Origin of the sequence: Bradyrhizobium sp. AUGA SZCCT0177 (assembly GCF_018130125.1) — a bacterium.
In the GTDB taxonomy this organism is placed as follows: Bacteria; Pseudomonadota; Alphaproteobacteria; order Rhizobiales; family Xanthobacteraceae; genus Bradyrhizobium.
Window position 1 is genome coordinate 113,916 of sequence record NZ_JAFCMA010000025.1, and the last position, 20,951, is coordinate 134,866.

Below are 20,951 nucleotides of genomic sequence, written 5' to 3' on the forward strand. Positions count from 1 at the left end.
GGACGAAAATGGGCCAGGACAAGATTGAGGACAATCTATCCGACAAGATTTCGAAGACGTCGCTGACGCGGCGAACCGTGCTCTCGGGAGCGGCCGCGATCGGCCTGTCGACTGTGGCGCGAGCGCAGCAACCTGCCGAAGTCAAGGTCGGCCTGATCGTGCCGTTGTCCGGCATCTATACCCGTCCGGGCCAGGTGATGCGCATGGGCGCCGAGATGGGCATCGAGCACATCAACGCGCAAGGCGGCATCAAATCGCTCGGCGGCGCAAAGATGAAGCTCGTCGTGATCGATTGCGGCGACACCACCGAAAAGGCCAAGAACGCAGCGCAGCGCATGGTGGCGCAGGAGCCCGATCTGGTTGCTGCGACCGGCTCCTATCTGAGCTCCTTCACGCTGGCGGTGACTGAAGTCACCGAACGCGCCGAACTACCTGTCCTGACGCTGTCTTATTCGGACCTGCTGACCGATCGCGGGTTCAAGTTCATTTTCCAGACCGCAGCGCCCGCCAGTGTGCAGTCCCAACTCGGCTTACCCGAACTGATGAAGCTGGCCGAGACCGCTTCCGGCAAGCGACCGAAGACCGTCGCCATGCTGATGGACAACACGGCGACCTCGGTCGCAACCGCCAAGGCGCTGAAGGAGAAACTCCTCGCGCAGGAAGGCCTTCAGCTCGCGGTCGAGGAAGTGTGGACACCCCCACTTTCCGACGCCACGCCGCTGATCCAGAAGGTCAGGTCAGCCAGGCCGGACCTGTTGCTATTCATGCCGAACGCGGTCTCCGACGCAAAGCTCGGCCTGGAGAAGATCAACGAGTTCGGCCTCGGACAGGGCAAGATTCCGACTGTGTCCTTCAGCATCACCATTGCCGAGCCGGACATGCTGCAAAGCGTCACCCCGGAAGTCGTCCAGGGCATTATGACGATCGTCGCCAACTGGGGCTGCAAAGGACACGAGGACATCATCGCCGAACTCAAGGCCAAGTACAAAGAGCCCTGGGCGACGCAAAATGTCATCTCGACCTATGGCGACATGTGGCTGATGAAGGCTGCGCTTGAAAAGGCCGGGAAGGCCAACCGCCTCGCCGTCGCCGATGCGTTCCGCACTCTGGATGGCGGGCCCGCAAAATACTATCCCGGCGGTCAATTGAAGTTCGATGAAAAGGGCCGCCGTGTCGGCGCAGGCGTCGTCATCGTGCAGTGGCAGAACGGCGTACCTGTCACCGTGTTCCCGTCCGACCTCGCTCAGTCGTCTCCGTTCTGGCCAAAGAAATCCTGACTGCAACGCATCTCAAAAATTTCAGGGAGGAATAGCCATGACAAAAATTGCACAGACCGCTCTAACGCGGCGCAGCCTGCTCGCCGGTGCATCCGCCGGCCTGATCTCGACTCGCGTATGGGCGCAGCAACCGGCCGAAGTAAAGGTCGGATTGCTGGTGCCGATCTCGGGCCTCTATGCGCGCCCAGGAGCTGTGATGCGCCACGGCGCCGAGATGGGCGTGGAGCACATCAATGCGCAAGGCGGCATCAAGTCACTCGGCGGCGCCAAGCTCAAGCTGGTCGTGCTCGATTCCGGTGACACCACCGAGAAAGCCAAGAACGCCGCACAGCGCATGGTCGCCCAGGAAACCGACTTGGTGGCCGCGAGCGGCTCCTATCTGAGTTCATTCACGCTGGCGGTCACGGAGGTCACCGAGCGGGCCAATCTTCCGGTCCTCACCCTCTCCTACTCCGACCTGATTACCGATCGCGGCTTCAAATATGTGTTCCAGACCTCGGCCACCGCGGGATCGCAGGCGAAACAGGCCCTGCCCCAGATCGTGAAGCTGGCGGAAACCGCTTCCGGCAAGAAGCCCAAGACGGTCGCGATCATCACCGACAACACCGCGGCATCGGTTTCGTCGGCAAAGGCGATGCGCGACGGCCTGCTCGCCGAAAACGGGCTGCAACTGATCGTCGATGAAACCTTTACGCCGCCGCTCGCCGACGCCACCTCGCTGGTTCAAAAAATCCGGTCGGCCAAACCTGACCTGCTGTTCTTCCTGCCGACGGTGATTTCCGACGCCAAGCTGCTGCTCGAGAAGATGAACGAGTTTGGCCTCGGACAAGGCAAGATTCCGACTATCTCGTTCGGCATCGCCATCGCCGAACCCGACATGCTGCAGACCGTAAGCCCGGAACTGCTGCAGGGCCTGCTGACCTGCGTCGCAAGCTGGGGCGCCAAGGGTCACGAGACGCTGATCGCCGAATTGAAGACCCGCTACAAGGAGCCCTGGATGACGCAGAACGCGATCTCCACCTATGGCGACATGTGGGTCATCAAGGACGCGCTCGAGAAAGCCGGCAAGGCAGACCGCGTTGCGGTCGCCGACGCGCTGCGCACCATGGATGCCGGTCCTTCGAAATATTACCCGCTCGGCGAAATCAAGTTCGACGAAAAGGGTCGCCGCGTCGGCGCCGGCATGACCATCGTGCAGTGGCAATCGGGCATCCCGGTCACGGTATTCCCGCCGCAGCTGGCGCTGTCCCAACCGTTCTGGCCCAAAAACTAGCCAAGGATTGGATACCGATATGGACAAGGCGACATACGATCGAGGCCTCCAGATCCGAAAGGACGTGCTGGGCAACGAATTCGTCGACAAGGCGATCGCATCGGCCGATGACTTCAATCGGCCGATGCAGGACCTCACGACGGAGTATTGCTGGGGCTATGTCTGGGGCCGCGACGGCCTCACGCACAAGACCCGCAGTTTCCTCAACCTTGCGATGCTGTGCGCGCTCAACCGGCCGCAGGAACTCAAGACCCATGTGCGGGGCGCCCTGACCAACGGCGCGACGCGCGAGGAGATACGCGAGGTGTTCATGCAGGTTGCGATCTATTGCGGCGTGCCGGCCGGCGTGGACGCTTTCCGTAATGCCAAGGAAGTGTTTGCCGAACTGGACAAGAAGTAACGGAGCCCGAGACGATGTTGCAGGGCAAATGGGCTCTCGTGACCGGGGCGACGGCAGGCCTGGGCTTGGCCGTGGCTGAAAGCCTGGCCGGCGCGGGAGCCAACATTGTCCTGCACGACCTCAAGGAACCGGCGCAGACGCGGGACCGTCTGCGCGCGCAATTCGGCGTCGAGGTGGTCAGTGTCGCAGCCGACCTGTCGCAGCGCGCCGCCATCGAAGCTGTCATGGACGCCCTGTTCGGCCGCATCGGTGCGGTCGATATTCTGGTGAACAATGCGGTGGTACGGCACTTTTCTCCGGTCGAGAACTTTCCGCCAGAACGATGGGACGAAGCTCTCGCCGTCAATCTGTCGGCCCCGTTCCACCTGATCCGCCTCGCATTGCCCGGCATGAAGCAACGGAAATGGGGCCGCATCATCAACATGGCGTCGATCTATTCGACTCGCGCGGTCGCGGACCGCATCGACTACGTGACCACCAAGACTGCCATTGTCGGCATGACCCGCGCCGTCGCAATCGAGACCACGAAGAGCGGAATTACCTGCAACGCACTGTGTCCGGGCACGCTGCCGACGCCGGCCATTCAGGGAAAAATAGCGGGGATCGCGGCCAGCGAAGGCCGCAGCATCGACGAATCCACCAGTGACTACCTTGCGAGCCGGCAGCCGAGTGGGCGGTTTGTCGCCATGGAAGCCGTCGGCGCGATGGCGGCCTTCCTGTGCAGTCCGGCCGCACAGGACATCACGGGGGCAATGCTGCCGATCGATGGAGGCTGGTCCGTCGCATGAGCGTCACCGTCCGTCTCACCCAGGAGATCTACAGTGGCTGAAGCATCGAGCCGAAATGCCGTGGTAACCGGCGCCGCCGGTGGCATGGGTCGTGCCATTACGAAGGCGCTGCTCGAAAGCGGGCGGCGGGTCGTGCTCGCCGACCGCGATCCGGCCTCGCTTCGCGAGTTCGCCACTGAGATGGGCGACAACACATTCCCGATCGAACTCGATATTACCGACACCAAGGCCGTGGACCGCCTGCCCGACCTCATCCCGGACGCCTTCAAGCCGATCGACATCCTCGTCAATAATGCCGGCCACGACATCGGCGGCCGGACCCGGTTCGATGCCGGCGCGGCGGACGATTGGTCCGGGATCATCCAGACCAATTTGATCGGCCTGATGCGGGTGACCCGCAGCCTGCTGCCCGACATGATCAGGCGCAATTCGGGCCACATCGTCAACATCAGCTCGATCAACGCCCTACGCATCATTCCCGACATGGCCGCCTACAGCGCCAGCAAGGCGGGCGTGCACATGTTTACCGAAACGCTCCGCGGCGAGCTCGCAGAAACGGCGATTCGGGTGACCGAGATGCAGCCCGGCTTGACCCGGACCAATATCATCCTCACCCGCTATCGCGGCGACCGGGAGAAGGAAAAGGACTATTTCGACCAGTTCAAGATGGCGCTCGATCCGGCCGATATTGCCCGGTCGATCGTGTTTGCGCTGGACCAGCCGCCGCATGTTCAGATTGCGGAGATGATGATTCTGCCCGTAAATCGCTATTGAACCAATGCCGGTGCGAAGGCGGTAGACAATGGACAAACGCGGTGAATTGCAATCCACGCTCCGGATCGAGGACGTTCCGACCGTCCGGTCGATGGTCGCCCAGAAGCTGCGTGAGGCGATCATGTCCGGAAAGCTGAAGCCGGGCCAGCGCCTAGTCGAACGAGAGCTTTGCGAGATGACCGGCGTGAGCCGGCCGTCCATTCGCGAAGCGCTCCGGTTGCTGGAAGCCGATGGTCTCGTCAATACCGTCCCTCACCGCGGCCCTGTCGTCAGCACCATCAGTCTTGAGGAGGCAAAGCAGCTCTACGCGGCCCGCGCCGTGCTCGAGGGGTTTGCCGGACGAGAATGCGCGCGCCTGCACGATCCTGCCGTTGTCCGCAGGATCGGGGACGCTCTCACCAAGCTGAAGGCGGCGTTCGCCGATTCCGACTTGATAACGGCCCTCGAAGCCAAGACGGAGTTTTATGCGGCGTTGATCGGCGGCTGTCAGAACGCCTTCATCGAACGGATGCTCAGGCCGCTGCACGACCGGATCACGCTGCTGCGGATTACCTCGATGTCGCAGCCCAAACGCATCAACAAGAGCCTGCGCGAGGTCACCGCGATCTGGCGCGCCATCCAGAGCGCCGATCCCGATCTCGCCGAGAAATGCTGCGTCGATCACATCAACGCGGCGGCCGTGGCCGCGCTCAGCATGATCGAGCAATCATCCGCGTCGAACGAGAAGGCGACCGCGGATGAATGACCCAACGTTATTTCGACCAAGCCGTTTCAAAGGGCCACAAGGCCGATAGGAAGCTGCCATGAAGTTTGTAAAATGCGTTCTTCTGATGCTGTTGCTGTCGCCAGTACTGCCGGCATTCGCCCAGGAATTTCCGAGCCGGCCGATCACGCTGGTCGTTCCCTTCTCGGCCGGCGGGCCTGGCGACGTCATTGCACGCCTGCTCGGGACATCGATGAGCGCGACGCTGAAGCAGTCGCTCGTCATCGAAAACGTCGTCGGCGCCGGCGGTACCCTTGGCACCAATCGCGTCGCCAAAGCCTCCCCTGACGGTTACACCCTGCTGCTGATGCATGTCGGTCAGGCCACCGCGCCGGCGCTCTACGCCAAGCTGCCGTTCGACCCCGTTGGTGACTTTGCGCCGATCGGTCTCGTCACCGACGTACCGATGATCTTGGTGGCGCGTGCGAATTTTCCCGCCAAGGACCTGAAGGAACTCGTCGCCCATGTGCGAGCCCAAGGCGACAAGGTCACCTACGGCAATGTCGGCCTCGGCTCCGCGTCACATCTGTGCGGGCTGATGTTCATGAGCGCCATCGAGGCCAAGCTCACACCGATCTACTACAAGGGTGGAGGCCCCGCGCTGAACGATATCATCGCCGGTCACATCGACGTCTATTGCGATCCGGCAACAGGGCCTACGCCGTATATTCAGGCCGGCACCATCCCGGGTTACGCCATCACCAGCAAAAAACGCGTGCCGACCCTGCCGAATGTGCCGACGTCGGCGGAAGCGGGGGTACCGAAGTTCGACGTCACGACCTGGTACGGGCTGTATGCACCACGCAATACGCCGAAACCGATCGTTGACGCTCTCGTCGACGCCCTGCAAAAGGCGCTCAAGGACCCGCCTCTGGTCACCCGCTTCGCTGAACTCAGCATGGCGCCGGTCGAGCCGGAACGCGCGACGCCAGGGGCGCTCGAAGCCCTCCTGAAGAGCGAAATCGACAGATGGGGCCGTATCATCAAGGATGCCGGCATTACGCCGCAGTAAGCTGACTCAGCTCGTAGCACGGTATTTTTCCGGATCGGAACCCGACTTGTTCAATGGTCGCATGAAGCAGAGATCAGAACACCACTGGAATATTGTTGTGCCAAACAGGAAGACGCGGTGGCGTGACAGGCCATGGCCACAACTGACGCGCAACGGCCCCAGTATGAGCGCTCGCACGCCAACTGATAAGGTTTTCTGCGAAACCTTACGAGTCTGCAAACTGCCTCCATTTTCGGTATTTCCTTATCGATCGCCAACTGCCCTATTTCTTGCTCATGCTTATCGACCACGAGATGCTGTTGGGCATGAACGGCCGCTTTGCGGGGCGGGTTCAACTGATCGCTGTCCCCGCGGATTGAGGAGACAAGATCGAAACCCGCATCTAGTGCCTGGGATTGAGAGCATCATTCAGGCCGTCACCCATCAGGTTGAAGCCGATCACGAGGGCGATGATCGCGAGCCCGGGCCAGAACGCCATCCATGGCGCCTCGCTGAGAAACTGCCTGGCGACATCAAGCATGGCGCCCCATGACGGGGCCGGAGGCAGCTGGCCAAGCCCCAGGAAGGCAAGGCTCGCCTCGGCCAGGACCGCAATCGCCATGGTGAGCGTCGCCTGCACGATCGTCGGCGCAAGCACATTCGGCAGTACCTGTCCGGTGAGGATGGCGAGATCGCCGAGGCCTTGGGCACGGGCCGCCGCGATGTAATCCTCGGTGCCGACGACCAGTGTTTCAGCACGCGCGACACGAACGAATACCGGTACGGCGGAAATGCCGATGGCGATCATCGCATTTTCGAGACTGGGGCCCAGGAAAGCGGCCAGCGCAATCGCCAGCACCAGGAAGGGGCAAGCCAGCAGCGCATCGGCGAGACGCGAGATCACCATGTCGGCGAGGCCGCCAAAATAGCCGGCGACGAGACCAAACGGGAGGCCGATGAGCACAGCGACGGTCACGGAGACCATGCCGGCTCCAAGCGAAGCCTGCGTGCCAAAGATGACGCGGGACAGTACATCACGGCCGAGATCGTCGGTGCCGAACCAGTGAGCTGCACTGGGGGCCGCGCGTATAGCCATCCAGTCCGGCGCATTTGGATCGTAGGGCGCGATCCACGAGGCAAACACCGCAAGCACGGCAAAGAACAGAATGATCGTAGCCCCGATCACGGCGGACGGCTCGCGCAACAGGCGGCGAATCTCCGGAGAACCGCCTGCGCGCACCCGATTTGCAACCGGCGTCGTCTCAATCGAACTCATGACCTGAGCCTCGGATTGAGCAGCACATAGGCGACGTCGGCAATCAGGCTCATCAACAGGAACACGGCCGCCGTGCACAGCACCACGGCCTGGACCACGGCATAATCGCGGCTGAACACGCCATCGACGATCATCTTGCCAAAACCGGGTATGGAAAACACCTGCTCGGTCAGCACCGCGCCAGCCAGCAATTCGCCGAATTGCAACGTGCCCAGCGTCACCACCGGAATCAGCGCGTTCGGCAGCGCATGGCGCAGCACGATTGTGCGATCGCGGACACCCTTCGCGCGGGCGGTACGCACATAATCCTGCTTCATCGCCAGGATCATCGCACTGCGGACATGGCGCATCATGATGGCGGCGGTGCCGGTGCCGAGAACCAGGGCAGGCATCAGCATTGAAAGCAGGTTGCGCCCCACGCTTTCGAAAGGCGAAACAAACCCTCCGGCCGGCAGCCAGCCGAGATTCACCGAGAACACCAGGATCATCATGATCCCCAGCCAGAAATGCGGAATCGACAGGCCAGCCAGTCCGAACAGACTGGCACCGTAATCGAACGGCGTTCCGCGCCGCAGCGCCGCGAAGATTCCGATCGGCAGCCCGAGCAGGAGCGCAACCAGCATCGACAGGATCGCGAGTTCGATGGTCACCGGCAGCTTTTCAACCAGCATGGTGCCGATCGGCAGCCGGGTGCGCACCGAGGTACCGAAGTCACCCTGCACCACGCCTTTCAGCCAGACGACGTATTGCACCGGAACCGGATCATTGAAGCGATATTTCTGCCGAAGATACTCGACGACCTCCGGGTTGCGCTCTTCGCCGGCCAGCGCCAACGCCGGATCGCCGGGCAGCAGCTTCTGAAGGCCGAACACCATCATCGACACCAGCAACAATGTCGGCAGTGAGACGCCGAGCCGGCGCAGAAGCAGTGTCTTCATCTTGGCAGTCAGTTCCTCACTTGGCCGGCGCGCCGACGCGCGCCAGGCGTTGCGCGTCAGTTCGCAGGCTTGACGCCCGTAAAGCGCAGCAGCCCGTCGGGTACCATGACGATGCCGCCAACCGATTTGCGTGCCGCAAAGAACCAGTTTGGATGGTAGAGGGGAATCGACGATAGCGCCGTTAAGTAGATGTCCGTAGCCTTGACGTAGAGCGCCTTGCGTTTGGCTTCGTCGGCCTCACCGCGGGCCTCGGTCAAGATCACATCGAGATCCTTGTTGCAATATTTGTTGACGTTCTGCGAGCCGGCGCAACTGAAAAAAGCAATCAGTGTCGGATCCGGGTCGGCACGGCCACTCCAGTTGCCGATATAGGCTTCGAAATTACCATTCATATAGCGCTCGATCGCCGTAGCCGACTCCATCGGCAACAGCTTGACATCGAAGCCCGCCTCGCCCGCCATCGACTGCATGATTTGCGCGACACGGGTATCGCCGGCCGTGTTCTCGTACTGGAGTTCGACCGGCACTCGGGTCATGCCGGCAGCAGCGATCATCGCCTTGGCCTTCGCCACATCGCGCGCCGGGATCTTGTGGGCGCGGTCGTAGAACGGAGACGACGGCGGGATCATCTGATTATCGGCCAGAAACTCGCCGTTGAAGGCGACGCGGTTGATGACGTTGCGATCGATCGCCAGCTCAAAAGCCTGGCGGAGCGTCGCGTTCTTGCCGAGCGGCGTGTCGGCCTTCGCTCCCGCGCCGACATTGAACATCAGATGCGCGACGGCAAGCCCCTGGCCGGAATGCAGGGCGAGGTTGGCGTCTTCACGCACGATTTTGAGGTCGGTCGGCGCGACGCGTTCGGCGAGGTCGAGATCGCCGGCCCGCACCCGCGACAGCCGCACGGTTGAGTCAGGCACATAGTGATAGACGACCTCGTCGTAGCCGATCTGTCCGGCATTCCAGTAGCCAGGATATTTCTTGACACGAATGAGGTCACGCGACTTGCGCTCGACGAACTGATACGGACCGGCGCAGACCGGCGCCGCCGCGAATTCGCCGACCTTCTCGCCGGCGGCCTTGGGCGACACCATCATGCCGGCCCGGTCGCTGAGATTGGCGAGTAGCGGCACGAAGGGCTCCGACAGGTTGAACCTGACCTTGTCCGCCGCAAGCGCCTCGACGCTCGCGATCGGCGCCAGCTCGGCCTTGCGCTTGGAATCCGGCATGGTCTTCATGCGCTCTATATTGAACTTCACCGCCGCCGCATCGAACGCGGTACCATCATGAAAGGTGACGTTCTTGCGCAGGGCGAAGGTGATCGACTTGCCGTCCGGAGCCCACTCCCAGGCCTCGGCGAGTTGCGGCACGATCTTGAGCTCGGGCGAGATGTCGACAAGCTTGTCGCATAGCGCCGCGAACACAAAACGGCCGGCATAGGTGCCGCTGAGCGCCGGGTCGAGTGCATCGGGATCGTCCTGAAGGCCAACCCGCAGCGTCGCGGCCTGGGCCGAGACCAGAGCCAACGCGGTCATCGAAATTGCCGTCAACACCGTAGCTGCACGCCTCATATCGGACTCCCATGGCCTTGCCGTCGGACGACAAAGCAAGCACGTTCGACTCTATTTGTAAATATTGCGAACAAACTACACGGTATTTCGTAGCATTCGAGGGAGAAATAGCACGCAAGCGATTACAAAAGCCCCTTGACGCCATTCAACCAAGGATATTAGTTCGTCACCTTGACTAATTGGACTGGCTTCATGCAAGATTCTCCATCCTCGCCCGTTGCGCGACAGCAATCCGTCCGCCTCGTGGTCGAGCGGCTGCTGCGGGATCGATCGATGTCCCGCGCCGAAATCGCCCGCAGCACAGGCCTGTCCAAGCAGACCATCTCGGAGGTGATGCGCGAGCTTGAACGCGACGGCTGGGTGTACGAGGACGGGCAGACCCAGGGCACCGTGGGGCGAAGCGCCGTAACTTACGCGCTGCGACCAGACGCGGCCTTCGTGCTGGGCATCGACCTCGGCGGCACCAAGCTGCACGTCGCTCTTGCCGACTTGCAGGGCGTGACCGTCGCCGAGAGCATTGAAGCGACCGCGGGCGATGGCGGCGCCGCTGTTGTCGCCCAGATCGGGCGCATGACCGATGCCCTGCTTCAGCGCGCCGGCGTATCCGCGCAACGTCTGCGCGGCGGCGTGATGGGAAGTCCCGGCATCATTGAGCCGGCGTCGGGCGGCATTGTGATCGCGCCCAATATCGCCGGACTGGACAGCCTGGACGTGCGCGCCGCGCTGCGCGCCCGGCTCGGCATCGACATCGCCATCGAGAACGACGTCAATCTTGCCGCAATCGGGGAGCATTGGCGTGGCAATAGCCGCAAAGCCCGCACCTTCGCCTTTATCGCTCTCGGCACCGGCATCGGCATGGGCATCTTCGCGAATGGCCATCTTATCCGCGGCGCACGTGGCGCGGCCGGCGAAATCGCCTACCTGCCGCTCGGCGGAGACCCCTATGATGCGCGTGGCCAGCGGCTCGGCACCTTGGAAACCGCCGTCGGCAACGCCGGCATCATCGAGCGCTACACCGGACTCGGCGGCGCATCCGGCAGCACTGTGCGCGACGTCTTCGATCGGCTCGATACCGACGAGGCTGCGCGGATCACGATCGACGAGGTCGGCCGGGTCATCACGACCGCAATTCTTGCCGTGCATAGCATGCTCGATCCCGAGATCATCATCATGGGCGGCAGCATCGGCGCGCGTCCTGAATTGAAGCTCCGAATCGACGCGCATCTCGGACGCTGCACGCGCGAGCCGGTTCGGATCGAACTCAGCGCACTCGGCAATCGCGCTACCTTGATCGGCGCGATCGGCAGTGCGATCGACCACCTGCACCGCGCGCTGTTTGGCATCGGCAAGGATGCGAGTCCGCTGGCCCTGCCCTTCACAGCTTCGGATGTCGCGGCATGAGACAGCACGCGCCGCAAATCGAGATTGCGGGCAATGCCACCGCCGTCGTGGAACGCGCGGCTGCGCACATCGTTGCCCGGCTGCGCAACGAGCATGCGGTCACACTTGGTTTTGCGACCGGCGCAACGATGAGACCGGTCTATGCCCGCCTCGTCGCCGCTACACGCGCCGGAGATGTCTCATTCAGGGCGGTGACCAGCTTCAACCTCGATGAATTTGTCGGCGTTGCGCCGCAATCGCCGGGAAGCTTCCATGGCTATATGCAAGAGCATTTGTTCGGGCATGTCGACATGGAAGCCGGACGGGCGAGAATTCCCGACGGCCTGGCCGGCGACATCGCCGCCGAGGCGGCCCGCTATGAGGCAATGATTGCGGCTGCCGGTGGCATCGACCTGCTGCTGCTCGGCATCGGGGCCAACGGCCACATCGGCTTCAACGAACCGGGTTCGGATTTTGCGTCACGCACCCGCGAGATCAAGCTCGACGAAGCCACCCGCATCGCGAATGCCGGCAATTTTCCTCATCTCGCATCGGTTCCCGAGCGTGCGATCACGATGGGGATTGCGACAATCCTGGAAGCGCGCAGCATCCTGCTGATCGCCACCGGACCTGACAAGGCGGCCGCCCTCGCAGCCGCCATTGACGGCCCAATCGGGCCGGATTGTCCCGCCTCCGCGCTCCGCCTGCACGACAATGTTCATGTCCTTTGCGACGAAGCGGCCGCCGCAGCGCTCGCCAACCGGCCTCACAACAACAATCGGAGAACGGCATGAGCTGGCGGCAGCGCGATTTCATGGTGCCGGGACGCTCGCTGGCGGTGGGTGACCGTGGCATGGCCGCGGCCTCTCACCCCGCTGTCACGCTCGCCGCCATCGACATCCTGCGCAGCGGCGGCAACGCGGTCGACGCCGCCATCGCCGCGATCGCGCTCCAGGGCGTCATCGATCCGCACATGACCGGCATCGGCGGCGACTGTTTTGCAATTTATGCTCCCGCCTCAGGCCAGCCTGTCGCAATCAACGGCTCAGGCAGAGCACCAGCGAAGGCCGAGCTCGGCTGGTTCCGGCAACAGGGGCTGATGTCGATCGCTGACGATTCACCTCATGCCGTTACCGTTCCGGGTGCGGTCGACGCCTGGTGCCGGCTTGCCGCCGATTACGGCTCGAAAGGACTGGACGAGATTCTGGCGCCGGCGATCCACGCGGCCGAGAACGGATTCGTGGTCCCGCCCCGCTCCGCGCTGGATTGGGCGCGCTATGCCGACCGCATCGAAAGACACCAGGCTGGCGTCCCGGTCTATCTGCCCGGCGGCGTTGCGCCTGGTATCGGCGGCAAACTCAGCCATCCGGCACTTGGCGCGACGCTGCGGCGAATCGCGCGCGAGGGTCGCGCCGCGTTCTACGAGGGCGCCGTCGCCGAAGAGATCGTGGCAACGTTGAGGGCGCTCGGCGGACTGATGCAGCTTGAAGATCTTGCAAACGCCAGATCGGAGTACGTTGCGCCGATCAGCGCCGACTATCGCGGTCATCTGGTCTGGCAATGTCCACCCAACGGACAGGGCGTCGCTGCGCTGCTGATCGCCCGCATCCTCGCCGGCTTCGACATGGCCGACCCGGCGCTCGGCGAAGCGGACCGCATTCATCTCCTTGCCGAGGCGACCAAAGCGGCCTACCGGCAACGCGACGCACTGGTCGCCGATCCGGCCTTCCATCCGCTCGATGTCGAGGCGCTGCTGTCGGACGCCTCGATCACCGCGTTGCGCGCCACTATCAGCACGAAGCGCGCCAGCGCCCCGGCGGACTTTGAGATGCCCGTCCATCGTGACACCGCCTATGTTGCGGTCGCCGATCGCGACGGCAACATGGTGTCCTTCATCAACTCGCTGTTCTTCGCCTTCGGCAGCGGCATTTACGCTCCCCGTTCGGGCGTGCTGCTGCACAATCGCGGCTCGGGCTTCCGTCTCGTGGAAGGCCATCCCAACGCCATCGCGCCGGGAAAGCGTCCCTTTCACACCATCATTCCGGGCTTGCTCGCGAAGGACGGTAAACCCGTCATGGCATTTGGCGTGATGGGCGGACAATATCAGGCCGCGGGACACATGCAGATCCTGAGCGGGGTGCTCGACCGCGGCCTCGACATCCAGCAATCCTCGGACGCGCCGCGCAGCTTCGCCTTTGACGGCACGCTGTCGCTCGAACCGACGGTGTCCGGCTCGGTCGCCGACGATCTGATCGGACGCGGCCATCGTGTGACGTGGGCGGACGAGCCGCTTGGCGGTTTCCAGGCGGTGCAGGTCGATCCCATCAGCGGCGTCATGTATGGTGCGTCAGACCATCGCAAGGACGGCATCGCGCTGGCGGCGTGACCAGGATGGAGCAAATGATGTCAGGCCGGACACCATGAGCGAGACGGTGGCGGAAGACGCGATTCTGTCGATCGAGCAGCTGACACTGGCACTGCCCGCCGACGCCGATCGAGCCTTTGCCGTCGAGGCGGTCTCGCTCGCGCTGCACCCGCGGCAGATCCTTTGCGTCGTCGGTGAATCCGGCTCCGGCAAGACGGTCTGCGCTTCCGCTGTGATGGGCCTGTTGCCGAACGATATTCGACCGGTCGCGGGCGCAATTCGCTTCGAGGGACGCGACTTGCTGAAATTGCCGGCCGCAGAGTGGCGGACATTGCGCGGACGGCGCATCGCGATGATCTTCCAGGAACCGATGACGGCGCTCAATCCGGTGATCAGGATCGGCGACCAGATCATGGAGGCGTTCGAGGCACATGGGTACCTCGCGCTGGCCGAACGGCGCGCCCGCACGCGCGCGCTCGCCGAGGAAGTGGGATTGCGCGATCTGGACCGGATCATCAACAGCTACCCGCATCAACTCTCAGGCGGGCAGCGTCAGCGCGCCATGATTGCGATGGCGCTGGCGCTCGAACCATCGATCCTGGTGGCGGATGAGCCGACCACTGCACTCGACGTCACCACCCAGGCACAGATTCTACGGTTGATCCGCGACATCCAGCAGCGGCGTGGCATGGCCGTGCTGTTCATCACCCATGATTTCGGCGTCGTCGCCGATATTGCCGACCGCGTCGCAGTGATGGAGAAAGGGCGCGTCGTCGAGCAGGGTTCGGTCGCGGATGTGCTCGAACGTCCGCAGCATCCCTATACGCGCCGGCTGCTCGCCGCGGTGCCTGGCCTGACCCCGCCGGTGCGCCCTGCGGTCGAGGACGCGCCGGTCGCCTGCGCGGCAACCGGCCTTGCGAAGACCTATCGCGGCAACAATTGGTTCAGCTCGCAGCGCGAGGTCGCGGCTGCCAAGAGCGTGAACTTCGAAATCCGGCGCGGCGAAACGCTCGGCCTTGTCGGGGAATCAGGCTCGGGCAAGAGCACGATCGGCCGGCTCGTGATGCGGCTCACCGATGCCGATGCGGGCGTCGTGCGCGTCGGCGAACTGGATTTCACGCAAGCGCGCGGGGCTGGTCTGCGGGCCGCCCGCAAGCACATCCAGATGGTATTCCAGGATCCATTCACCTCGCTCAATCCGCGTCGCCGCGTCGGGCGGATCATCGCCGACGGCCCGATCGCCCATGGCGTCCCGGCGGCACAGGCCTTTGCGCGTGCCGAGGAGCTGCTGACGCTGGTCGGCCTCGACCCGAGCGCGATGCAGCGATTCCCGCATGAATTCTCGGGCGGGCAACGGCAGCGGATCGGCATTGCGCGCGCGCTGGCGCTCGACCCCGACGTGCTGGTAGCCGACGAACCGGTGTCGGCGCTCGACGTCTCGGTCCAGGCCCAGGTGCTCGCGCTGCTCGAGACCTTGAAAACGCGGCTGCGGCTGGCGATGTTGTTCATCACCCATGACCTCAATGTCGCGGCCCAGGTTTGCGACCGGATCGCGGTGATGCGACTTGGCGAAATCGTCGAGATCAGGCCGACCGCAGATCTGCTGAGCCGGCCGGAGCATCCCTATACTCAGGCGCTGCTGGCCGCCATCCCCGGCCGGCAGCGCAAGGCACCACCCATATCACCTGACGCGCTGCGCGACGACGTACGCCATTGAAGGAGAGGTCTTGATATGCCGAAGCTCACGGAACTCCCGATGCTGCGCGTCGGCCTCATCGGCAGCGGCTTCATCGCCGCCTTCCATCTGCAATCCATGGTCGGCGTCCGCAACGTCAGCATCGGCGGCGTCTACAGCCGCTCGGTCGAGCGGCGCACGCGTATCGCCGACAAAGCGCGCAGTCTCGGCCTTGGGCAAGCGCATGTGTTCGACAGCATCGAAGCGATGGCGATGTCCGGCGAGGTCGATGCGCTCTGGCTGCTGACGCCGAACGACACCCGTCTCGACATTATGCGCGAAATCCATCGTGTGACGAAAGCCGGCGCGCCGCTGCGCGCCGTCGCCTGCGAAAAGCCGCTCGCCCGCACGCTCGCCGAGGCACGCGAAATGCTCGCGCTCGTCGAGGATGCAGGCCTGCTGCACGGTTATCTGGAGAACCAGTTGTTCTCGACCGCGGTGATGCGCGGCAAGGACATCATTTGGCGGCGCGCCGTGCCGCAGGGCGGACGGCCCTATCTGGCCCGTGCGGCGGAGGAACATTCCGGCCCGCACGAGCCCTGGTTCTGGCAAGGCGAAAGGCAGGGCGGCGGCGTGCTCTCCGACATGATGTGTCATTCAGTCGAAGTCGCGCGCTTCATGCTGACCGCGCCGGGTGCGACCCGCGACAGCCTGCGACTGGTGAGCGCCAGCGCGACGACAGCCAACCTGAAATGGACGCGGCCACGCTATGCGGCCGACCTGAAGACGCGGATGGGCATCGATTTCGCCAAACGCCCGGTCGAGGACTTCGCGCGCGGCATCCTTGCGATGGAGGACGCCGATGGCCATCAGTTGATGATCGAAGCGACGACGTCATGGGCGTATGTCGGCGCCGGCCTGCGCATCCAGCTCGAACTGCTCGGCCCCGAATATTCGATGGAATTCTCGTCGCTCTCGACCGGTCTCAAAGTGTTCCTCTCACGCGCGGTCACCGGATCGGAGGGCGAGGATCTCGTCGAGAAGCAGAATGCCGAGCAGGGCCTGATGCCGGTGGTCGAGGACGAAGCCGGCATCTACGGCTATACCGATGAGAACCGACACATGGTGGAAGCGTTCAGGCGCGGGCTGAGCCCCGCGGAAACCTTTCATGACGGCGTCGGCGTGATAGAAATGCTGATGGGGCTCTATCGATCCGCGGAACTCGGCCAGACGGTGCATTTCCCCGACCCCGAACTCGAACACTACGTACCGTTGGTGGCCCGCTGACGGCAGGCCAGAGGGCGAATGCGATTTCGAGAGCGCCAGCGATTCCAGGTAATGCCCAGGACATGTAACAGATCCGTTCGGCGCCATTGGCGTGAGCAGACTAGCGTATGAGCTTTATGGAACAAACCGGCTTCGCCCGCGGCAACTGATAAGTTTTTTCTTCTTTCCTTATCAGTTCGTCGACTGCCTCCATTTTGTATGAAAGCTTATCAGTCAGAACACTAACCCATTTTTCTTCTTTCCTCATCGAAAGCTATTCGACTCAATTTTCTTTCCGATGATCATGCGCCGGATCGAAAAGGGTGAACGCAAGGGCGATGCCAAAGTGTGGTCCTACCCTGGTATGGAAAAGGTCGTGCAGCAGATGCGCAAGAAAATCGACGGTGTGTCGGAGCTGTTTACGCTTGATGCCTGCCGGCACGGCGGCATGACCGAACTGGAGGAGGCCGAACTGACGGACGGCCAAGGTCGTGCGCTCTCCGGGCACAAGACCGCGCAGGCCTATCGCGGCTACGCGAAAGAAACGATGCAGCGGGCGTTGGCGGCGACAGGGAGACTAAAATGAAGCTCTCGATCGCGTTGTCGGCGCTGCTCATAACTGGCTTCGTAGCCGCAAGCACTGAAGAGGCAGCTGCGGTGGTGTACTGCCAGTACGTTTCATATCCTGCCGGCTGCGTCGTAAGGCCCGGTGTAGTGCTTCGGCCGCGGCCGGTCGCGCGAGCCGTGGTGACCTCCGGCGTCGGCGCAGCTGGAGTGGGAGTACGGGCGGGTACACCGATGAACCGTGGTGGTCCAGTTAATCGAGTCGGTAGGCGCTGACTTGGGGCCAGTCAAACCCTGTGCTTGGCGCCGCGATCGGGCTCACACCATCGTCATCCTCTGGGCGTTAAGCGAGCGGCGGCCGCGGCCGGTCTTATCGACCGTGGCATCACCAGTGGAGCATGCCGATGTGGATCCTGATGTACGTCTTCTCCTACTCAGTCAGTCCGGCCGCGACAACCGACAAGGCAGAATGGAGGCTACTCCCAACCGTGGTGTTTCAGGAGTTCTCCAATGAAGAGCGATGCCGGGCAGCCAAGTCGACCCTTGAGGGGAGCTTGAAGGAGGCGGGAGCCAAGCTAAAAAGCGGATTGGAAGACCTGAAGAGCATTGGTAAGGGTGACCCGGCGCAGATCATCATTGCCTTTAATGTGGAATGCCTTCCGAAATAAAGTTGGCGACTAGGACCGCGCCATCATCACCTCGACGGAATAGGGCCGGCTTCGCAGCGCCGACACCGGGCGGAAAGAAGCAGGACGCCGGATTTCACCAGCCGTAATAGCGGGCGGCAGCGTAGCCACCATAGGGCGGACAATAACCGCTGCCATAACCACCGCCATAGCCATAGCCATAGCCATAGCCATAGCCGCCGCCATAACCGTAATACGGGACGGCGGCGTAGCTGTAGGAGGGATAGCCGCCACCATAGTAGCCGCGACTGGCGATCGCGCCGCCGACGATGGCGCCGGCTGCAACCCCGTAGCCGAGACCGCGATAACCTAAACCGCGATAACCCAAGCCGCCGCGATAGCCCCATCCGCCGCCACGGAAGCCGACGCCGCGGTAGCCAAAGCCGCCGCCGCGCCAACGCACTTCGGTCGTGTTTTGGTCAACCATCGATTTCATCGCCACGACATTGGTCGGCATCGGCCCGGCCTGCGCGCCCGCACCGAGGAGGGCAGCGGTCGCAGCGAGAATGGCGGTACGCAGTGAACTAAACGATCTCATGATCATCTCCGTGCTGTTTGGTAGGGCCTGGCGCGGGCCGGTGACAGTCTATTCTTGGGCAGCGCTGCCGCGGCAGATTGATCTAGATCAAACCGAATCCCGGGCCCCGGGCACGATGCAGCGCGCAGTTAGCGCCCGACGTGCACGTTTCACGCGCCAGTAGATCAGTCGAACTCATAGGAGAATGCGAAGGCCACTTCGGAGGGAAGTTTGACTTTGAGTTCGCGTTCGTCGACTCGCGTCCGACCGCAGCAACAGCCATCGGCGAGTAGGCGAAAATGTGGATGCTCCGAAACGGCAACAATAAGTTTACTTTTCAATCCGAAACCGGACGGTCCTTGTCTTCTTGTCCGAGGACTCTTCGACTAATTCAAAATTACCGACTGAAGCGCGTCTCAAGAGTGCCGCACGCGGGCGTGCAATTTGTTCTGAGACATAACGATAGGTTCCGGAAAACGACTTGCCCCTCGCCTTTATTTCCCGCAACGGCACCAGCTCAAACGACATCGCGTATGGTTGCTTGGCACCAACGCACTTAAATTCAATTCCACTGCAGCGAATTGATTTATTGCAGGTCGCGCCCACTTCGTTGATCGGTGTATCGTTGTAACCAGGCGGCAACTGGTACTGAAAGACACTGTCGAGAGTATCGGTACAGGTGCGCATCGGCTTGAACCGGAAATTAACAGTCACAGTCGTCCCAAGACGCCCCGGAGCAGAAACGTATAAATCATGCTGGGTAACTGGCAGTACATAACGCCCTGCCAGAAAAACCGGTTGCGCCGTTGCCGAAGTGACGGACCAAGTAATGGTCAAAATAGCCCAAATGATAGTACGCATCTCGTCCTCATTGATAGATTGCCCTAACGGCACGATGATCGTCTCGGGGTGACAAGCCGCCATGCAGAGGACGCTCACGGACGACGAAATGGGCGTCCTGCTCGTGTTTGTTCTTTAGTGATCTACGGTCGTTCGTGGGGTATTGGCGACCAACTCGAGAGTAACCAGCCTCGCCAACAGGATAGCTGGATAAAGTTGACCAATAACCGCTTCAACGCTGCACAGACTTCGAGCAAGGGGGTGAATTGGGACGATGTCACCATAACCGGTCGACGTTAATGTAACAAAGCTGAAGTAAAGCAAGCGACTGGCGAGACCGGAATTATACTCGTCGACGAATTTGTCCTCGGCTTGTTGAATTGATCGGCCGCAAAAGCCTTGAATGGCTTCTGACCCTTGATGATGAACGTGCCAATTGTGGGCGAAGTCATCTCCACGCTAACGTTGTCTGAGAACAATGCGAACTAGTCGTCCCAGCGACCTTCGTCCATGAGGTAGGCGGAGGCCGAGATATGATTGATAATTGTAAGACGATCGGCAATGAACTGGACGTCCGTATTCACTACGCCCGAGTTGTCGGCCTTCTCCACATTCAGTCGGGGCGGTCCAGGCGCATTCTTGTGCGGCACAAATTTTTCGGCTTCCGGCGCTTCAACCATCGCGATGAGAAACCACGTCAGAGCGCCTTTTAAAAGAAGATTTGCATACATTACGTCCCCTATCTAGAGTCGAGTGTAAGCACCCTGCCGCCTCTTGGCGAGAGCGACCCGGGTCAGGCGATCTCGAGCCTGTTTGCGGTGCCTACGCCAAGTCAACTGCGGCTTAAACGGCCGAGCACGCTTGCTCCGGCATCGGATCGGCGAGCATTCTCAAAAATCGAGGAAGCGCTTTATTAGATACATACGCTCGCCTTACCAGTTACGCTGGGCGCGGAAGGCGAGTGTCCATGTGCCCTGATCCCGGAGTTCGTACAGGGCTGCCGGCTTGGCGCCGACGGTCGGCAAAGCGGCCACGCCGGCATATTGCTGATCCACCAGGGTGTACATCAGCTCACCCGTGAAAGTGAGGTTCTTCACCGGGGACCAGCGCGTGTTGGTACCGATCTGCGCGACGTTGAAGTTCGGATTGCAGCTTGAGCCGGGCGTCAGGAAGGTGGCGACGGTGGCGCAGATATATCCTCTTGCCGTGGCGTTGTAGTTGACGGACGTGTAGGAGCCGAAGAGCGCTGAATTCCACTGGCTGTTCCAGTTGTGGGTGTAGCCGCTACGCACGCCCCACAGTTTAGTGGTCTCGATCCCGTTGCCGGTCGTGAAAATGCCGTCAGAAACGCCGGCAACCCCCAGGCTCTGATAGACGCCGGCGAGGCCGGTGCCGCCGTACATGGCAAGGGACGGCGTGACCAGACTTTGCCAGACGTAGCGGCTGGCACCGTCCGAATAGCCAACTGAAATATTAATATCGTCGCCCGGGCCGGTCGGCAGGTTTTTGATCGACAGAGCCAGCTGACCAGCCCAGCCCCACTTGTCGCTGGGATGACCTGAAGTTTCTGTCCCGCCGTAATAGGCCGCGTGGATGTTGTGCGCGGCTAC

General features: G+C 62.2%; 23 protein-coding genes. 15 read left to right on the forward strand and 8 right to left on the reverse strand.

Annotation, left to right across the window (positions count from 1 at the left end; translation table 11 throughout):
• Window positions 1-8: 8 nt before the first annotated feature.
• Genes JQ597_RS26555 through JQ597_RS26585 form a run of 7 tightly spaced genes read left to right on the forward strand, consistent with a single transcriptional unit; the run spans window position 9 to window position 6,287 of the window.
• A complete protein-coding gene (locus JQ597_RS26555; protein ID WP_212268246.1) occupies window positions 9-1,277 on the forward strand; it encodes an ABC transporter substrate-binding protein in 1,269 nt (422 codons plus the stop codon).
• A gap of 37 nt (window positions 1,278-1,314) precedes the next feature.
• A complete protein-coding gene (locus JQ597_RS26560) occupies window positions 1,315-2,550 on the forward strand; it encodes an ABC transporter substrate-binding protein (protein ID WP_212268248.1) in 1,236 nt (411 codons plus the stop codon).
• A gap of 19 nt (window positions 2,551-2,569) precedes the next feature.
• Window positions 2,570-2,950: a carboxymuconolactone decarboxylase family protein gene (locus tag JQ597_RS26565; protein ID WP_192734573.1), complete on the forward strand. Its 381-nt coding sequence runs from the start codon at window positions 2,570-2,572 to the stop codon at window positions 2,948-2,950.
• A gap of 14 nt (window positions 2,951-2,964) precedes the next feature.
• The gene (locus JQ597_RS26570) at window positions 2,965-3,738 is read left to right on the forward strand and encodes a 3-hydroxybutyrate dehydrogenase (RefSeq protein WP_249148208.1); all 774 of its coding nucleotides are present in this window, start codon (window positions 2,965-2,967) and stop codon (window positions 3,736-3,738) included.
• Window positions 3,739-3,771: 33 nt separating this feature from the next.
• On the forward strand, window positions 3,772-4,512 hold the full coding sequence (locus JQ597_RS26575) for an SDR family oxidoreductase (protein ID WP_212268250.1): 741 nt from the start codon (window positions 3,772-3,774) through the stop codon (window positions 4,510-4,512).
• A 28-nt stretch (window positions 4,513-4,540) separates the two neighbouring features.
• Entirely contained in the window at window positions 4,541-5,257 is a 717-nt protein-coding gene (locus tag JQ597_RS26580) for a GntR family transcriptional regulator (RefSeq protein ID WP_212268252.1), read from the forward strand.
• 58 nt (window positions 5,258-5,315) lie between these two features.
• Window positions 5,316-6,287, forward strand: coding sequence for a tripartite tricarboxylate transporter substrate-binding protein (locus JQ597_RS26585; RefSeq protein WP_212268254.1), 972 nt, complete (start codon window positions 5,316-5,318; stop codon window positions 6,285-6,287).
• Between the two features lie 382 nt (window positions 6,288-6,669).
• Here JQ597_RS26585 and JQ597_RS26590 read toward each other — a convergent pair whose 3' ends face one another.
• From JQ597_RS26590 to JQ597_RS26600, 3 genes are read right to left on the reverse strand one after another with little or no spacing between them, the layout of a single operon-like run.
• Entirely contained in the window at window positions 6,670-7,542 is an 873-nt protein-coding gene (locus JQ597_RS26590; protein ID WP_249148209.1) for an ABC transporter permease, read from the reverse strand.
• Entirely contained in the window at window positions 7,539-8,480 is a 942-nt protein-coding gene (locus JQ597_RS26595) for an ABC transporter permease (RefSeq protein WP_212268256.1), read from the reverse strand. Before JQ597_RS26595 ends, JQ597_RS26590 begins: the two co-directional genes overlap by 4 nt.
• Window positions 8,481-8,536: 56 nt before the next feature.
• The gene (locus tag JQ597_RS26600) at window positions 8,537-10,048 is read right to left on the reverse strand and encodes an ABC transporter substrate-binding protein (RefSeq protein ID WP_212268258.1); all 1,512 of its coding nucleotides are present in this window, start codon (window positions 10,046-10,048) and stop codon (window positions 8,537-8,539) included.
• Window positions 10,049-10,240: 192 nt separating this feature from the next.
• Between JQ597_RS26600 and JQ597_RS26605 the strand changes: the two genes are divergently transcribed.
• The 8 genes from JQ597_RS26605 (at window position 10,241) to JQ597_RS26635 (ending at window position 17,966) form a co-directional block, all read left to right on the forward strand.
• Complete coding sequence (locus tag JQ597_RS26605) at window positions 10,241-11,449, forward strand: ROK family transcriptional regulator (RefSeq protein ID WP_212268260.1); 1,209 nt, start codon at window positions 10,241-10,243, stop codon at window positions 11,447-11,449.
• Window positions 11,446-12,222 (forward strand): glucosamine-6-phosphate deaminase, encoded by a 777-nt coding sequence (gene nagB / locus JQ597_RS26610; protein ID WP_212268262.1) that lies wholly within the window; start codon window positions 11,446-11,448, stop codon window positions 12,220-12,222. The genes JQ597_RS26605 and nagB overlap by 4 nt, the downstream gene beginning before the upstream one ends.
• Window positions 12,219-13,814: a gamma-glutamyltransferase gene (gene ggt, locus JQ597_RS26615; protein ID WP_212268264.1), complete on the forward strand. Its 1,596-nt coding sequence runs from the start codon at window positions 12,219-12,221 to the stop codon at window positions 13,812-13,814. The genes nagB and ggt overlap by 4 nt, the downstream gene beginning before the upstream one ends.
• A gap of 34 nt (window positions 13,815-13,848) precedes the next feature.
• Window positions 13,849-15,510: an ABC transporter ATP-binding protein gene (locus JQ597_RS26620; protein ID WP_212268266.1), complete on the forward strand. Its 1,662-nt coding sequence runs from the start codon at window positions 13,849-13,851 to the stop codon at window positions 15,508-15,510.
• Between the two features lie 15 nt (window positions 15,511-15,525).
• Window positions 15,526-16,755 carry a Gfo/Idh/MocA family protein gene (locus JQ597_RS26625; RefSeq protein ID WP_212268268.1) on the forward strand — a complete coding sequence of 410 codons (1,230 nt, stop codon included), beginning with the start codon at window positions 15,526-15,528 and terminating at the stop codon, window positions 16,753-16,755.
• 283 nt (window positions 16,756-17,038) lie between these two features.
• Window positions 17,039-17,320, forward strand: coding sequence for a hypothetical protein (locus JQ597_RS26630; RefSeq protein WP_212268270.1), 282 nt, complete (start codon window positions 17,039-17,041; stop codon window positions 17,318-17,320).
• Window positions 17,317-17,574, forward strand: coding sequence for a hypothetical protein (locus tag JQ597_RS37805; protein WP_249133579.1), 258 nt, complete (start codon window positions 17,317-17,319; stop codon window positions 17,572-17,574). The genes JQ597_RS26630 and JQ597_RS37805 overlap by 4 nt, the downstream gene beginning before the upstream one ends.
• Window positions 17,575-17,702: 128 nt before the next feature.
• Window positions 17,703-17,966: a hypothetical protein gene (locus tag JQ597_RS26635; protein ID WP_212268272.1), complete on the forward strand. Its 264-nt coding sequence runs from the start codon at window positions 17,703-17,705 to the stop codon at window positions 17,964-17,966.
• A gap of 94 nt (window positions 17,967-18,060) precedes the next feature.
• Here the strand turns inward: JQ597_RS26635 and JQ597_RS26640 are convergent, their stop codons facing one another.
• From JQ597_RS26640 to JQ597_RS26660, 5 genes are all read right to left on the reverse strand, one after another.
• Window positions 18,061-18,522, reverse strand: coding sequence for a hypothetical protein (locus JQ597_RS26640; RefSeq protein ID WP_212268274.1), 462 nt, complete (start codon window positions 18,520-18,522; stop codon window positions 18,061-18,063).
• A 309-nt stretch (window positions 18,523-18,831) separates the two neighbouring features.
• Entirely contained in the window at window positions 18,832-19,362 is a 531-nt protein-coding gene (locus tag JQ597_RS26645) for a hypothetical protein (RefSeq protein ID WP_212268276.1), read from the reverse strand.
• 114 nt (window positions 19,363-19,476) lie between these two features.
• Window positions 19,477-19,665: a potassium channel family protein gene (locus JQ597_RS26650; RefSeq protein WP_249133580.1), complete on the reverse strand. Its 189-nt coding sequence runs from the start codon at window positions 19,663-19,665 to the stop codon at window positions 19,477-19,479.
• 161 nt (window positions 19,666-19,826) lie between these two features.
• The gene (locus tag JQ597_RS26655; protein ID WP_212268278.1) at window positions 19,827-20,072 is read right to left on the reverse strand and encodes a hypothetical protein; all 246 of its coding nucleotides are present in this window, start codon (window positions 20,070-20,072) and stop codon (window positions 19,827-19,829) included.
• A gap of 201 nt (window positions 20,073-20,273) precedes the next feature.
• The coding region (locus JQ597_RS26660) for a porin (RefSeq protein ID WP_212268280.1) at window positions 20,274-20,951 on the reverse strand (678 nt) is incomplete at its 5' end.

What these genes read in the sequence shown, in the direction of transcription:
- JQ597_RS26605 (WP_212268260.1), top strand. Translation starts at nt 10,241, where the DNA reads ATGCAAGATTCTCCATCCTCGCCCGTTGCGCGACAGCAATCCGTCCGC.
- JQ597_RS26620 (WP_212268266.1), top strand. Translation starts at nt 13,849, where the DNA reads ATGAGCGAGACGGTGGCGGAAGACGCGATTCTGTCGATCGAGCAGCTG.
- JQ597_RS26580 (WP_212268252.1), top strand. Translation starts at nt 4,541, where the DNA reads ATGGACAAACGCGGTGAATTGCAATCCACGCTCCGGATCGAGGACGTT.
- JQ597_RS26640 (WP_212268274.1), bottom strand. Translation starts at nt 18,522, where the DNA reads ATGAGATCGTTTAGTTCACTGCGTACCGCCATTCTCGCTGCGACCGCT.
- JQ597_RS26630 (WP_212268270.1), top strand. Translation starts at nt 17,039, where the DNA reads ATGCGCCGGATCGAAAAGGGTGAACGCAAGGGCGATGCCAAAGTGTGG.
- JQ597_RS26655 (WP_212268278.1), bottom strand. Translation starts at nt 20,072, where the DNA reads ATGTATGCAAATCTTCTTTTAAAAGGCGCTCTGACGTGGTTTCTCATC.
- JQ597_RS26560 (WP_212268248.1), top strand. Translation starts at nt 1,315, where the DNA reads ATGACAAAAATTGCACAGACCGCTCTAACGCGGCGCAGCCTGCTCGCC.
- JQ597_RS26585 (WP_212268254.1), top strand. Translation starts at nt 5,316, where the DNA reads ATGAAGTTTGTAAAATGCGTTCTTCTGATGCTGTTGCTGTCGCCAGTA.
- ggt (WP_212268264.1), top strand. Translation starts at nt 12,219, where the DNA reads ATGAGCTGGCGGCAGCGCGATTTCATGGTGCCGGGACGCTCGCTGGCG.
- JQ597_RS37805 (WP_249133579.1), top strand. Translation starts at nt 17,317, where the DNA reads ATGAAGCTCTCGATCGCGTTGTCGGCGCTGCTCATAACTGGCTTCGTA.
- JQ597_RS26555 (WP_212268246.1), top strand. Translation starts at nt 9, where the DNA reads ATGGGCCAGGACAAGATTGAGGACAATCTATCCGACAAGATTTCGAAG.
- JQ597_RS26590 (WP_249148209.1), bottom strand. Translation starts at nt 7,542, where the DNA reads ATGAGTTCGATTGAGACGACGCCGGTTGCAAATCGGGTGCGCGCAGGC.
- JQ597_RS26570 (WP_249148208.1), top strand. Translation starts at nt 2,965, where the DNA reads ATGTTGCAGGGCAAATGGGCTCTCGTGACCGGGGCGACGGCAGGCCTG.
- nagB (WP_212268262.1), top strand. Translation starts at nt 11,446, where the DNA reads ATGAGACAGCACGCGCCGCAAATCGAGATTGCGGGCAATGCCACCGCC.
- JQ597_RS26635 (WP_212268272.1), top strand. Translation starts at nt 17,703, where the DNA reads ATGTGGATCCTGATGTACGTCTTCTCCTACTCAGTCAGTCCGGCCGCG.
- JQ597_RS26625 (WP_212268268.1), top strand. Translation starts at nt 15,526, where the DNA reads ATGCCGAAGCTCACGGAACTCCCGATGCTGCGCGTCGGCCTCATCGGC.
- JQ597_RS26595 (WP_212268256.1), bottom strand. Translation starts at nt 8,480, where the DNA reads ATGAAGACACTGCTTCTGCGCCGGCTCGGCGTCTCACTGCCGACATTG.
- JQ597_RS26565 (WP_192734573.1), top strand. Translation starts at nt 2,570, where the DNA reads ATGGACAAGGCGACATACGATCGAGGCCTCCAGATCCGAAAGGACGTG.
- JQ597_RS26645 (WP_212268276.1), bottom strand. Translation starts at nt 19,362, where the DNA reads ATGCGTACTATCATTTGGGCTATTTTGACCATTACTTGGTCCGTCACT.
- JQ597_RS26600 (WP_212268258.1), bottom strand. Translation starts at nt 10,048, where the DNA reads ATGAGGCGTGCAGCTACGGTGTTGACGGCAATTTCGATGACCGCGTTG.